This window comes from Algoriphagus yeomjeoni (genome assembly GCF_003259505.1).
In the GTDB taxonomy this organism is placed as follows: domain Bacteria; phylum Bacteroidota; class Bacteroidia; order Cytophagales; family Cyclobacteriaceae; genus Algoriphagus; species Algoriphagus yeomjeoni.
Genome location: NZ_QLLK01000001.1, coordinates 656,373 through 669,226, shown reverse-complemented (window position 1 = coordinate 669,226; position 12,854 = coordinate 656,373). Strand labels below are relative to the sequence as shown.

Here is a 12,854-nt window from a genome sequence, read left to right as displayed (position 1 = left end):
GGGGCTTCAATACGATTGAGTGTTTCTTAATTTCCCTTTTCTCCGATAGAGATCATTGCACATCTGAAACCAATATGATTGGTCGCAGAATCCTGATGCATAAATCTTCTGGTACCTGGAGCAAGCCAATAAGCTACATCCCTCCAAGAACCTCCTTTATAAACTCTAAGCTCATCTGTAAGCATAGAAGTCATATAAGTATCTTCTTCATCTCCTGTCCCGTTACTTCTAACTGGGTTGAGGTCATCAAAGTCTTGGTAAGAAAGTGGTCGGTAAATATCCTGAGTCCATTCGTTCATGTTTCCTGCCATATGATACAGGCCAAAATCATTTGGAGCCATATCATAAACGTTTGTTGGAATGATATCCCCATCATTTCTCTGACCACCTGAGATTCCACCGTAATCACCTCTACCTCTTTTGAAGTTGGCAAGGAAATCACCTTGCTTACCTTTTCTTTTCACGTTGTAAGGGTTACGAACTCCTCTTCCATCCCAAGGATAGATTCGCCCGTATTCCTGATTCTCATCTAGGTATTGCGTACCGATCATTGCTTTGGCCGCATATTCCCACTCAGCTTCTGTTGGCAGTCTATAATCTGCAAGAGCAACTCCTCTTTCTATCAGTTGAGTTTTAGTGAATGTTGAGTCTATTTCTCTTTCTTTTCTAATAATCTCCTGAACGTAATCAGTTCTCCACTTGGAGTAGGCATTAGCTTGAACCCAAGAAACACCTGCAACTGGATAGAAGTTGAAACCTGGGAATCTAAAGTAGTATGACTGATACATGTCATTGAATGACATCTCTCCACCTGCCCATACATTATCCTTTGGTTCGAGTTTAAGAAGTGAATCTGCACTCACTTTTTTCTTCATATCGAAAAGAAATTCTCTAAAATCATTATTTGTGACTTCAGTTTCATCAAGGTAGAAGTTTGAAAGTGTAACAGTTCTTTCCTGATTATCACGGAAAGCCATCACATCTTCTTCCTGAGAGCCTAGAACAGCTCTACCACCTTGGATAAATTTCAAGTTTGGTCCTGGAATTTGCTCGGCATTTTTAGCTACAAAAAAATTAGTAGAATCATTTTCATCAAAACTGAATTCTGCTCCGGTCGTAGCACTTTTTTTACCAGGCTTTTCTGCAGTTCTTCTGCCATAGCCAGGAGTTTTGTTACAAGAGGTTAAAATAGAGCTTCCGACTATCGCCAAAGCTGCTACCCACATTCCCCAAGATTTGTTACTCAGACGCATATTTGTAATTGTTTAAGGTCTTTTTCAATGTGCTAATATAATTGCAATGTCAAGCACATGCAATGATTTAAGATGAAGTCCTTGGAATCCTTTTGGCAAAAAACAGCCAAAATCCCGGAAATTCAACAAAATCGATATGCAAATCTGCAATTTTTATGCCACTAAATTATTTTTAAAATCATGCTTCATTCATCTCTTTTAGCTTAATCTGGGCCTTAGAAATTGTAGAAACATTCGATAATGTAAGAATCAAACGATTCTTATACTCCTTTATTTTGCAAAGTTTACTATTCATTTGCGCAAATCGCATCACTTTTTGGAAAATATCTGAAGAATAATAATCATCACGAGTGGATGGGAGTAGGTGACACTTCATTAGGTTCCCTTTCAACACAAGTTTCTCAATGCCAAGTTTTTCGGCTTTCCATCTCAGACGTACAGTTTCCATCAAATCTTCCACAGACTCAGGTAAAGGCCCAAATCGGTCCAATAGCATATGAGAAAATTTGGTCAACTCTTCTTCATTCTTGATAGCGTCAAGTTTAGAGTAAAGCCCCAGCCTTTCGCTTATGTTTCCTACGTATTCCTCAGGGATCAATAATTCCAAATCAGTCTCTATTGTACAATCTTGAACCAACACCTTGACTTTCTCGGTCAAATCGGTTTCAAATAAAGCTGCAAACTCGTTTTCCTTCAATTCCTGAACAGCTTCATCGAGGATTTTATGATACATCTCAAAACCTAGATCGGTGATAAAACCGCTTTGCTCTGCGCCCAACAAATTCCCAGCGCCACGAATATCCAAATCCTTCATCGCTACCTTGAAGCCATCTCCCAAATCAGAAAACTCCTCCAAAGTCTGCATCCGCTTTCGAGCTTCCGCTGTCAACCCAGACATCGGCTGTGTGAGCAAATAACAAAATGCCTTTTTATTGCTTCGCCCAACTCGACCACGCATTTGATGTAAATCACTCATTCCGAACATGTGGGCCCGGTTGATGATAATTGTGTTGGCATTCGGAATATCCAGTCCAGATTCGATGATATTGGTTGAAACCAATACATCGTATTCGTGATGTATAAAATCCACCATGACTTTCTCCAGCTTTTTACCATCCATCTGACCATGAGCTCCTACTACACGAGCATCAGGAACCAATTTCATGATCAAATTGGCGATGGAGTCAATTTCTCCCACTCTATTATGAACGAAGAAAACTTGACCTCCTCGTCTTAGCTCATACGAAACCGCATCCCGAATCACTTCTTCTTGGAAGGTCTGAACTTCCGTAGTCACCGGCTGTCGGTTTGGAGGCGGAGTAGCGATCACAGACAGATCTCTAGCTCCCATCAGGGAAAAATGCAAAGTCCTCGGAATTGGCGTTGCAGTTAATGTAAGCACATCTACGTTTAGGCGAAGATTCTTCAGTTGATCCTTCACCTTCACTCCAAACTTCTGCTCCTCATCTATCACCAATAATCCCAAGTCTTTAAACTCAATATCCTTATTAACAATTCTATGTGTGCCTACGAGTATATCAATCTCGCCGGTTTTCACCTGAGCGATGATTTCTTTGATCTCCTTTGCGGTACGAAAGCGGTTGATGTACTCGACTTTCACTGGAAAATTCTCCAATCTCTCGCTAAACGTATGATAATGCTGCATCGCCAGAATGGTCGTCGGAACTAATATTGCAACTTGTTTTCTGTCATTTACAGCTTTGAATGCAGCACGGATCGCAACTTCAGTTTTTCCAAAACCCACATCACCACAAACCAATCGGTCCATAGGATAGGACTTCTCCATATCTGATTTTACATCTTGAGTAGCGGTAGCTTGATCGGGTGTGTCTTCATAGATAAATGAGGATTCCAATTCAATCTGCAAAACCGAATCTTGATGGAAAGCAAATCCTGCTGCAGATCTTCGCTTTGCGTAAAGCGCAATCAAGTCTTTTGCTATGTCTTTTACCTGCTTTTTGGCCCTGGACTTCTTGTTTTCCCACTCTGGAGAGCCCAGTTTGGACATAGACGGAACTGTGCCTTCTTGTCCGGAAAACTTGGAGATTTTGTGAAGCGAGTGAATGTTCACATAGAGCAAATCATCGTCTCTAAAAACCAATCGTACAGCTTCCTGCATTTTGCCTGCGACGTCCACTTTTTCCAATCCAGCAAATCGGCCTACTCCATAATCCACATGGACGATGTAGTCACCAGGATGAAGAGCCTTCAATTCCTTTATTGTGAGCGCCTTGGATTTACTGGCTTTGTCACGGGTTTTGTAGCGATGAAAACGCTCGAATAGCTGATGATCTGTGAAGCAGGCAATTTTTGATTGCTTATCATCAAATCCCTCACGCAAGCCAAGAAGCATACTTTGCACTTGTAAAGTGGGATCCAATTCTTTGAAAATACCTAGTAGTCTATCGATTTGCTTGGCATTTTCGGCAGTCAGAATATTGACAAAACCCTTCTTTTCATTCTCCGAAAGCTGCGTGACGAGTAAGTCAAAATTCTTATTGAAAGAGGCTTGAGGCTGAGACTCCCAAGTGGATTGCTTGGCATTTTTCAGATAAAACTGCTTGCCAAATTCCACTCTGGAGAAATTGGTGGAAAGGGTAGAAAAGTCAGATCCTTTGTCAAATAAGTCTTCAGGACCGAGGACAGTTTTAGTATCATTTGTTTTTTTGAAGATTTGGTCAAAAGCCAAAGAAGCCTTGTGAAAACATTCGTCCATGACATCCAAAGTCAGCTGGTAATCTTTGATCCAGACGATGGTCTGCTCAGGCAAAAATCCCAGAAATGACTGCCTCACTTCTTGCAAAAGCTTGGTTTGCACGTTCGGAATCAAAGCGATTTGATCAACACTGGCAATGGAAAGTTGCGATTCTGGATCAAAGGTCCGTATGCTTTCTATTTCTTTTCCGAAAAGCTCCAGTCGATAAGGGTGCTCATTAGAAAAGGAAAATACATCTAGAATACCGCCACGGATAGCAAATTGCCCAGGTTCATAGACAAACTCAGTCCGCTCAAAATCATAGCTAGCCAGGATTTCTGACACAAATTCCATATCGACTTGCTCTCCTACTTTGGCAGAAAAGGTGTTTTCCAAAAGTGAGCGCTTATTAATTACCCGCTCGTAGATTGCCTCTGGATAAGTGATGATGATGCGTGATTTTCCTTTCTCCTCCAACACTAGATTCAGGATCTCTGAGCGCATCAGCACATTGGCATTGTCGATTTCCTCGTACTGATAAGCCCGCTTGAAACTGGAAGGAAATATCATGTGCTCCTCGGTATTCAGCAAATTCTGAAGATCCGAGTTGAGGTAAGCCGCCTCTTCCTTGTCTTGTGCAACGATAAGATGAAATCCTCCCTTGGTCTGAAAAAGCGCTGAAAATAGCACCATATCCAAACTTCCTGACAATCCTTTTATCTGGTAGGTAAGCTTATCGCCACTTGAAATTTCATGCACGATAGTTTGAAAAATAGGGTCTGATTGATATATGGAAAGAAAATCGGAACGATCCAAAAGCTTGTGATTTTAATAGTAGGTTGGTGAGGTAAAGTTAGGGCTTTATGAATTCTATCGATTGCCTTCAAGCTACTTTTCCTTGCAAATAAACACGCAGAGGTAATAAGAGTTCAGAATAAAAAACCACAATTCTTAAAAGGGGTTCCTCCGAAAAAGGAGAACCACCTGTTTTACTCATTAAGCTCTAGCCCAATCTTTACTTCATATAGCATAAATGATTGATTTGACACAAAACGCTTTCCGGAGCAATAGTCACTTGAGAGAAGAATAAATATCTTTTTTTTATTTATTGCCAGTTTTGCCCATGATAATAAATCATTGATGTCTGAAGTAAATATCGGATTACTCTGCAGTATTTTGGGATAGCTCATAGTCATGGTGGCAGGCTTATCTTCAGGATATATATAGTTATGACCAAGAGTAACCAACCCTCTTTCGTCTTTATAATGCAGCGCAATAAAGAATCTTTTTGGATTTTCACCTCTCTCTACATACTTAGCAAGCTGACAATCATCCACGATCAACACTACATAATCAGAAGTAGGTAATTGAGGTAGAAACCAGAATAATAGTAGTAAGATTAATTTCCACATGGTTTTATTCGTCCCGCGTCACTTGAATCCGAATCTCGTAAAGCTTAAATACGTGGTTATATTCAAATCGCTTTCCTGAGCAATAATCATCAGGGTGAATTATAAAAACCTTTATACCCTCTTGTTCAAACTTCATCCAGTCTTCATTAGATTATTCCGAACTCGATACATATTCTTTAATATTGATTACATCCTTTAATGTAATAGTCCTGACCTCCATGGGGGATCCAAGGTGCGCTACATTACTTAGAAGGACAGGATTATTATAGTCAAAATCATTAACTATCGCAAATTCCCCTGGCTCTTTAGATATGTAAGCCTGCTTCCACTTAGTACAATTGTCAAGAACAATTATCTTATGATTTATGTGCTCTTGATTTATTGCCCAAAAGAAAATTATTACTAAACTTAATTTCCACATAGCTTCTTCAATGTTTCTGACAGATCACTCATCATGCTGTAATAGAACATTTACTTCATAAAGTGTAAATTGCTGATTTGTTATAAACCGATTTCCAGAGCAATAGTCTTTTGAAAGGAGGATAAAAATCTTTTTTTCATCTTTTCTATAGGCTACCTGATTTGCCCAGGCTTCGAAAGTCTTTAGATCAGAGGTATATAATGGATCTCTTTGCTGTATTTCAGCAAAACTCATACTCATCGTGGACGGCATATCAGTCTGATCTAAATAATCATGTCCTACCAAAATCAATTTTCTTTCATCTTTATAATCTAGAGTTATAAAAAACCGCTCTGGGCTTTCTCCCCTACTAACATATTTGGCAAGCTTGCAGTCATTTATAATCAACACTACATAATCAGGAGTAGGTAATTGCAATAGAAACCAGATTTGAATAAATACGATTAATTGCCACATGTTTTTGTCAATAATGTTGAAGTATATTGATCTCTCGCAAATTTTTCATAAGGCGAAGAAATTGGAAAATTAGTCTTTATTTCCTCCATCTGGGCGAAAGCAAAAGTATCCTTAAACCCACTCCAAAATATATTCTTATAAAACTCAACTGTTACTCCATTTGGATAATCGCCATTTCTTTTCACTAGGTCATTCAAACTCTGGTAATCTTGAGGAAACTGATAATTGTGAATATTCATTAAAGCTTCACTCATTTTACCCATCAGATTCTCGGCCATATAACGATGATGCTGATCTCCACCCAGATTAAAATCATCTGACCCATAGAATACATTGATAAATTTGTCAAAATTTTTCCCAAAATCCCCATCCAAGGCCGTTTCTCCGTTAGCCTTAAGTGCGGCATATATTTCCGCATGGGTAAGTTCATGAAGAATAGTCCTTGCTATTACCAAATCAGAACGCTTATCTAAATTATCTCTGTTAATTGTAATTTCAATAATTCCGCCTGACTTCATCTTTGTATGACCATTGGGTCCATTAATCCCTAGGGAACCGAGCTTAATCACTGAATTCCTTGTCAAATCTCCAGTTTTCACAAAAGACGCAATACCCTGCACAAAATCTGACATTTGAAGTTTTCCTACTATACAATTGACTCGTGGGTGTTTTGCAACAGTTAAATCAATCTCAATTATAAGTTTTGGAGCAGGTATAACAGGCGGAATATAAGGGTTAGGGCCAGAAGGACTACTACCTCCACCTCCGCCAACAACACCATCACCAGTAGGCCCACCTCCCATATCAACCCATTCGCATTCCTTAGAAAAGGTAGTGTCAAGATACTCTAATGAAGAGCTGCTACCTGCTACAGTCGTGATCTGATACCAGTCTGTAATGGTCTCAGTACATTCATAAACCATCTTTGCACTAGATGAAGATTCTGATCCTAGTTGGCTTTCCTGCGATAGCGTTCTAGATGAGACCTTTGTCCCTTGATCAATTCTAAATCCTATCAGATGATGCTCATCGTAGGAAAAGAGATCTATCCACCCACTCCATTTCTCATCGATTGCCAAGTAATAGAGATCGTTAAAATCCCTTGCCGAAGAAGCATCATCTGGAAAGTAGCGTACAATCAAGGGATCAAAACATTCTTCTAAAGGATCTTTCACAAACATGATATTTTGAATAGCTCCATTCTTTAGGGTATTCTCATCCTCAGATGAAGAAGGAATATAGAATTCGTCATTATCCAGATTGATCTCAAAGACTTCCCTTCCATCAGGAAAATAATAGTGATGAAACTTGTTCCAATCAGGTTCCTTTTCGAAAAATGGCAGGATCAGCTCTTGGGATTCTGTTCGGAAGTTAGTTCCGCCCATGGGCAATCTTAAGGTAGTCTTGTTGTCATTAAACCAATTTTTGACTAGGACAGTCTCTTTGTTTTTACTGAATTCATCAAGTGGAATATCCGGTTCTTCATTAATACAAGAAGTGATCATAAAATTTGCTGCGATCATAAAGAACAGAAGCCGCATAAAACTTATTCTAACTAGATTTTTGCCAGAGGGGGGGGGTAGAAATGTTTTTCATAAAATTTATTTTGGTTGACTAGCTGAAAGCGTCTAATAACCTCTTAATTATATCAGTAAAAAACAATAGGTTCACAAAATTTTCTACCCATTTTAACTCATTTTATAATTTTGTTGCCCCTCAAGTTCTTGATTCATTAACCATCCGCTTCCACCACATTTCCTTATCTTTGCCCCCTGACCACAAAATCAAAACAAGCTCTCCATTTTACAGGTGAGGGTATTGAAATAGAAATCCATGAGTAGAGAAGTTCGCGTAAGATTCGCCCCGTCACCGACTGGGCCTTTACATATTGGCGGTGTTCGTACCGCACTTTACAATTACCTTTTTGCCCGCAAAATGGGCGGAAAATTCCTTCTAAGAATTGAAGATACCGATCAAGCCCGTTTTGTTCCAGGCGCTGAAGCTTACATTCAAGAGTCATTAGCTTGGCTAGGAATTTCTCCTGACGAAAGCCCATGGAATCCAGGTGACTGCGCGCCTTATCGCCAGTCTGAGCGCAAGCCTAGCTACATGCAATACGCATTGGACTTGGTAGAGGCAGGTCATGCTTATTATGCTTTTGACACTTCTGAAGAGCTGGAAGCCATGCGTGAGCGACTGACTGCTGCTCGGGTAGTTCAGCCTCAATACAATAGCATCACGAGAACTCAGATGAAAAATTCGCTGACGCTTTCAGAAGAAGAAGTGAAAGCAAGATTGGAATCTGGCGATCCGTACGTAATCCGAGTGAAGATCCCACGAAAAGAAGAAGTACGTCTAAATGACATGATCCGTGGCTGGGTGATGGTGCAGTCTGCTACACTAGACGACAAAGTATTAATGAAATCTGACGGGATGCCAACTTACCATTTGGCAAATATCGTAGATGATCATTTGATGAAGATTACACACGTGATCCGTGGAGAAGAATGGCTCCCATCTGCTCCTTTGCACGTGTTGCTTTACAAATTCTTTGGCTGGGAAGACACCATGCCTGAGTTTGCTCACTTGCCTCTTTTGCTCAAGCCTGACGGAAACGGAAAGCTTTCCAAGCGTGATGGAGATAAGCTGGGCTTTCCGGTTTTTCCTTTGAATTGGGAAAATAAGATCGATGGCGATACAGCAGCTGGCTTCCGTGAGCAAGGTTATTTGTCAGATGCTTTTTTGAATTTCTTGGCTTTCTTAGGCTGGAATCCAGGTGATGATCGAGAAATTTTCACTTTGGAAGAATTAATTGAAGCTTTCTCTGTGGAGCGAATCGGCAAGTCAGGGACTAAGTTTGATATCGCGAAAGCAAAGTGGTTCAACGAGCAGTATTTGAGAGCCAAAACAAATGCAGAATTGGCTCCTTATGTGATCGCCGATGCGGCTAAGGAAGGAGTGACTATTATTCAGGACACAGCAGAAGCCCTAGTAGCTTTGATGAAAGAGCGTGTGACCTTCCCTTCAGAAATTTGGCAAGGAAGTAGATTTGTGGTGGAAGCTCCTACGGAATTTGACCAGGATATTGCGGGTAAAAGATGGAATGCAGATGCCGTGACCATACTTACTGCATATGCAGAGACGCTTGAAGGTTTTACTGGTGATTTCGATGCCGAAAAAGCTAAAGCATTGCTTGGAGAAACTGCTGAAGCGAAGGAATTAAAATTAGGAAAATCCATGCAAGCCGTCCGTCTGGCTGTAACTGGTGTAGGCGCAGGACCGGATTTGATGGAGATTTTTGCTATTTTAGGAACTGAAGATGTGGCTAAGCGAATTAGATTTGCGTTAGCAACTTTAGATGTAATAAGCTAAACACCTAAGCTATGACTAAGAAGAAAAAGAAAAACGAAGACCCTAAAGTTCATGAAGACTTAAACGGCTTCAAAATGAACATAAATTCCTTTGGCGAGATTTCCTCTTCCTTTTCTATTGACAAAATCAACGAGTTTCTCAACAAGAATGTGGAAGACAAGAAGCTAAAGGATAGAGATGATTTGAAATCTGATAAAAAAGAATAAAACTTCCTGATTTAGGATCTTATTCATTTAAAAGAGCTCCCCTGTGGAGCTCTTTTCGTAGGTACATCATTGATGAAGTATGATTATCTCAGAAAACGTTAAATAAAATCCGACAAAATCTTTAATTACTTACTTTTGGGCATGAACAGAGTTTTGCTAACGGGCATTTTTATTTTATCCTCTTTAGCTGCGCTGGCACAAACCAGTGTCGGAATTCGCGGCGGCTACACTACCTCCACCTATTCTTATCGGCCTACCCCCAGCACCCGTGGAATTTCAGTTGAAGGAATCGGAGCACCTACTTTTGCCTTGGTTTTTGAACATTTCAATGCAAAAAACGCAGGAATCGAAGTCAATCTTCAGTTTTTGCGCTTAGGATTCGCGCAGATTTCAGATGAAGATATAGAGCCTGCATTAGTCAATGAAACTCAGTTTGATTACCTGAAAATCCCTATTCTTTCCAGCTTTTTCATCGGCAGATCTGGAAGATTTCAGATCAAAGCAGGCCCACATCTTGGCTACATGCTTCAAGCAAAGGACATCAGAAGAGAATACGCTGATGCAAGTCCGCCGGAAATCCCGACCTATGGAGGTGTAGATGACAAACCACGAAAAATCATGTATGGCCTCACCGCAGGAGCAGGTATTTCCAAACTTTTTGGGAAAAGCACCTTGGCTGGAGAAGTACGATTTGGCTATGACTTTACCAATCCAGAAGGTCAAGAACGTATTTTCGACATGAACTCCACGAACTTGGAGTTTACCTTGGCGTACTTGTTTAGGATCAAAGATTCGAAAATTGGAAAATTGGAAAATTGATAATTTCGTCAATACAATTTTCCAATTTTAAAATCTTGAAATTTTTCAATCCACTCTGTCATATATTACCCCCATCCCCCGACTAACGGATGTAAATGAATCGCAACCAGCTAGATCATATCTTAAAAGCCCACCATAGGGATGCATACCTCTGGGCTAGGCAATGTTGCTCTTTTGAGGATGAGATGGCCAAGGATGTGCTTCAGCAGACATATTTGAAGATTCTGGAGGGACAAGCTAAGCTAAAGGATGCATCAAAAGCTAAAACTTGGCTCTTTTCTATCATCAGATATACGGCGATCGATGAACACAGGAAATCTGGAAAAGTCGTTTCGCTTGCTGATTCATATGACCCGGTAGAGATTCATGAAGAGGTGGACTCAACTGATTATGAGGGGATAATCAAGCGCTTACCAGAGATGCAGCGCGAAGTGATTTTGATGGTTTTTTATCATCAGTTGACCATTGCGCAAAGTGCCGAAATCCTACAAATCGGCTTAGGAACTGCGAGAACTCATTATGATCGCGGGAAAAAGAAACTCAAGGAATTAATTACCAAAGTTCAACTCCAGGAAGAATATGGAAAATAACGAACAATTAGAACGGTTTTTTGACCAGATGAAAAAGCAGGATGAGCAAATCGAAATCCCAGTTTTCCCAGAAGTCAAAACAGGAAAATTCAGTTTTTGGATTCCAGCAGGGATAGCTGCGTCTATCATCTTTGCATTTCTATTTATCCAAAAACCAGTACCTACAGAAAGCTCAACTCCTGAAGTAGTAATTATAACGCTAGTTGAGGATGAAAATCAAAATCAACATTTCACTATCGAAGAAAGCACATTCCTGGATACCTGGGAATCCCCTACTGCTTCCTTGTTGACAGAATATTAAACGACCCTAAAATGAAAAACATACTTCTTTTATACCTGATGCTACATGCAGGTTTTGTAAATGCACAGGATTTATTTCAAAAAAACATCTACTCCGTGGATAGAGTTATGGAGCTACGAAAAGAACTGGAATTGACCGATGCGCAAGCCACCACGATCAAAAAAATTCACAGTGAAAACGCCGGTAAGTTCAGCTCAATGAAATGGGATCTCGATGATGCCACACTGAAACTCAAGGAACTTCTGGATCAAACCAAGATCGATGAAGTAGCTGTCCAAAAGCAAATGGACAAAGTGTTGGCTTTGGAGAACTCCCTGAAAAAGCAACAGCTAAGCACAATGGTCTCTATCAAAAACGAATTGAATTTAGAGCAACAAGAAATACTGCAAGGCCAGCGGGTGCAAACAGTAAATGGGGTCAATATTGTAGGGTATGGCGTTAATTCAGTCAGTTCTACAAATCCTAAAACAAGATTTACCCCCAATTATAGAGTAGGCAAGCCTCTTTATGGATCAGTATCTAGCAGTTCGAATCCTTCTCCGCAGATCGTGTTGAAGGCGGTAGGCTCCAGTCAAAAAAACGCACCACTCTATATGCTGGACACAAAAAATGGAATGAAGGAATTCACCGATTTCAGTAACATCAATCCAAATGATATTGAGAGCATCAACGTGCTAAAAGACAAAGCAGCAATCGACACCTTCGGAGAAAAAGGGAAAAATGGAGTGATCGTCATTAAGCTAAAAGAAGACCCTAAAAAGTAAGATTAATGGTTTTATAGTTGAAAAAAGGAGTCCGGTTTCGGGCTCCTTTTTTGCCTATATTTCTAGTAACAGTCGTGCTGAATGGTGAATTCGGACTATATAAACTACCCCTTCAGCAATCCTGTAAACCATCCTATAATTACCTTCAAGTAACTCTAGTATAGTTTGATCTGAGAATTCTGGCACAACCTTGCCAGAAAAGGGTTGGTTTTGGGCTTGCTCCGATTTTTTAATGATTTTTGCAACCTGTCTTTTAGCATACTTTTCAGAGCCTCTTGCTATATACTCATGGATTTGGTGCAAATCCTCCATAGCAAGCTCAGTCCAAATAAGCTTTACCACTTTTGGGAAATATCCTTGACAGCCTCATGAGGTATAATTTTACCTTCCTTGATCTGCTCTAGGCCTGCTTCAACCTTCTCAATAAAAATAAGTCGCTCAATCAATACCTCTATATCAAACTCTCCAGGCAACTCATTTAAGACTTCTATGGCTTTGTCCTTTTTCATAAATCTCACTATTTTAAAACTTTACTAAAGATATT

The 12,854-nt window shown here is 40.1% G+C and carries 13 protein-coding genes; 6 read left to right on the top strand and 7 right to left on the bottom strand.

All coding sequences use genetic code 11. From position 1 onward, the window contains the following. Window positions 1-26 precede the first annotated feature (26 nt). The 5 genes from gldJ to LV83_RS02905 all read right to left on the bottom strand — a co-directional run bounded on the left by gldJ (window position 27) and on the right by LV83_RS02905 (window position 7,763). Window positions 27-1,253 (bottom strand): gliding motility lipoprotein GldJ, encoded by a 1,227-nt coding sequence (gldJ, locus tag LV83_RS02930; RefSeq protein ID WP_111610015.1) that lies wholly within the window; start codon window positions 1,251-1,253, stop codon window positions 27-29. Between the two features lie 178 nt (window positions 1,254-1,431). Beyond that, window positions 1,432-4,785 (bottom strand): transcription-repair coupling factor, encoded by a 3,354-nt coding sequence (mfd, locus tag LV83_RS02925; RefSeq protein WP_111610014.1) that lies wholly within the window; start codon window positions 4,783-4,785, stop codon window positions 1,432-1,434. Between the two features lie 173 nt (window positions 4,786-4,958). Then, complete coding sequence (locus LV83_RS02920; RefSeq protein ID WP_111610013.1) at window positions 4,959-5,381, bottom strand: hypothetical protein; 423 nt, start codon at window positions 5,379-5,381, stop codon at window positions 4,959-4,961. 445 nt (window positions 5,382-5,826) lie between these two features. Continuing rightward, the gene (locus tag LV83_RS02910) at window positions 5,827-6,258 is read right to left on the bottom strand and encodes a hypothetical protein (protein WP_111610011.1); all 432 of its coding nucleotides are present in this window, start codon (window positions 6,256-6,258) and stop codon (window positions 5,827-5,829) included. Then, a complete protein-coding gene (locus LV83_RS02905; RefSeq protein WP_146613677.1) occupies window positions 6,246-7,763 on the bottom strand; it encodes a hypothetical protein in 1,518 nt (505 codons plus the stop codon). The genes LV83_RS02910 and LV83_RS02905 overlap by 13 nt, the downstream gene beginning before the upstream one ends. A gap of 328 nt (window positions 7,764-8,091) precedes the next feature. On the opposite strand from LV83_RS02905, the gene gltX reads away from it, so the two are divergent. From gltX to LV83_RS02875, 6 genes are all read left to right on the top strand, one after another. Beyond that, on the top strand, window positions 8,092-9,630 hold the full coding sequence (gltX, locus tag LV83_RS02900) for a glutamate--tRNA ligase (RefSeq protein WP_111610009.1): 1,539 nt from the start codon (window positions 8,092-8,094) through the stop codon (window positions 9,628-9,630). Between the two features lie 11 nt (window positions 9,631-9,641). Further along, entirely contained in the window at window positions 9,642-9,836 is a 195-nt protein-coding gene (locus LV83_RS02895; RefSeq protein ID WP_111610008.1) for a hypothetical protein, read from the top strand. A gap of 141 nt (window positions 9,837-9,977) precedes the next feature. After that, window positions 9,978-10,655, top strand: a complete 678-nt coding sequence (locus LV83_RS02890; protein WP_111610007.1) for an outer membrane beta-barrel protein — start codon at window positions 9,978-9,980, stop codon at window positions 10,653-10,655. A 95-nt stretch (window positions 10,656-10,750) separates the two neighbouring features. After that, window positions 10,751-11,245, top strand: a complete 495-nt coding sequence (locus LV83_RS02885; protein WP_111610006.1) for an RNA polymerase sigma factor — start codon at window positions 10,751-10,753, stop codon at window positions 11,243-11,245. Further along, the gene (locus LV83_RS02880; protein ID WP_111610005.1) at window positions 11,235-11,546 is read left to right on the top strand and encodes a hypothetical protein; all 312 of its coding nucleotides are present in this window, start codon (window positions 11,235-11,237) and stop codon (window positions 11,544-11,546) included. The genes LV83_RS02885 and LV83_RS02880 overlap by 11 nt, the downstream gene beginning before the upstream one ends. 11 nt (window positions 11,547-11,557) lie before the next feature. Further along, window positions 11,558-12,310 (top strand): Spy/CpxP family protein refolding chaperone, encoded by a 753-nt coding sequence (locus tag LV83_RS02875; protein WP_146613676.1) that lies wholly within the window; start codon window positions 11,558-11,560, stop codon window positions 12,308-12,310. Between the two features lie 54 nt (window positions 12,311-12,364). On the opposite strand, the gene LV83_RS02870 is transcribed toward LV83_RS02875, so the two are convergent. Beyond that, window positions 12,365-12,652, bottom strand: a complete 288-nt coding sequence (locus LV83_RS02870) for a type II toxin-antitoxin system RelE/ParE family toxin (protein WP_111610004.1) — start codon at window positions 12,650-12,652, stop codon at window positions 12,365-12,367. Then, entirely contained in the window at window positions 12,646-12,819 is a 174-nt protein-coding gene (locus tag LV83_RS21465) for a hypothetical protein (RefSeq protein WP_170124552.1), read from the bottom strand. Before LV83_RS21465 ends, LV83_RS02870 begins: the two co-directional genes overlap by 7 nt. Between the last annotated feature and the right edge of the window lie 35 nt (window positions 12,820-12,854).

Bases quoted from the DNA above. Each gene is read 5' to 3' on its own strand.
- LV83_RS02880 (WP_111610005.1), top strand. From the start codon at position 11,235: ATGGAAAATAACGAACAATTAGAACGGTTTTTTGACCAGATGAAAAAG.
- LV83_RS02890 (WP_111610007.1), top strand. From the start codon at position 9,978: ATGAACAGAGTTTTGCTAACGGGCATTTTTATTTTATCCTCTTTAGCT.
- LV83_RS21465 (WP_170124552.1), bottom strand. From the start codon at position 12,819: ATGAAAAAGGACAAAGCCATAGAAGTCTTAAATGAGTTGCCTGGAGAG.
- gltX (WP_111610009.1), top strand. From the start codon at position 8,092: ATGAGTAGAGAAGTTCGCGTAAGATTCGCCCCGTCACCGACTGGGCCT.
- LV83_RS02905 (WP_146613677.1), bottom strand. From the start codon at position 7,763: ATGATCACTTCTTGTATTAATGAAGAACCGGATATTCCACTTGATGAA.
- LV83_RS02910 (WP_111610011.1), bottom strand. From the start codon at position 6,258: ATGTGGCAATTAATCGTATTTATTCAAATCTGGTTTCTATTGCAATTA.
- LV83_RS02920 (WP_111610013.1), bottom strand. From the start codon at position 5,381: ATGTGGAAATTAATCTTACTACTATTATTCTGGTTTCTACCTCAATTA.
- LV83_RS02895 (WP_111610008.1), top strand. From the start codon at position 9,642: ATGACTAAGAAGAAAAAGAAAAACGAAGACCCTAAAGTTCATGAAGAC.
- LV83_RS02875 (WP_146613676.1), top strand. From the start codon at position 11,558: ATGAAAAACATACTTCTTTTATACCTGATGCTACATGCAGGTTTTGTA.
- gldJ (WP_111610015.1), bottom strand. From the start codon at position 1,253: ATGCGTCTGAGTAACAAATCTTGGGGAATGTGGGTAGCAGCTTTGGCG.
- LV83_RS02885 (WP_111610006.1), top strand. From the start codon at position 10,751: ATGAATCGCAACCAGCTAGATCATATCTTAAAAGCCCACCATAGGGAT.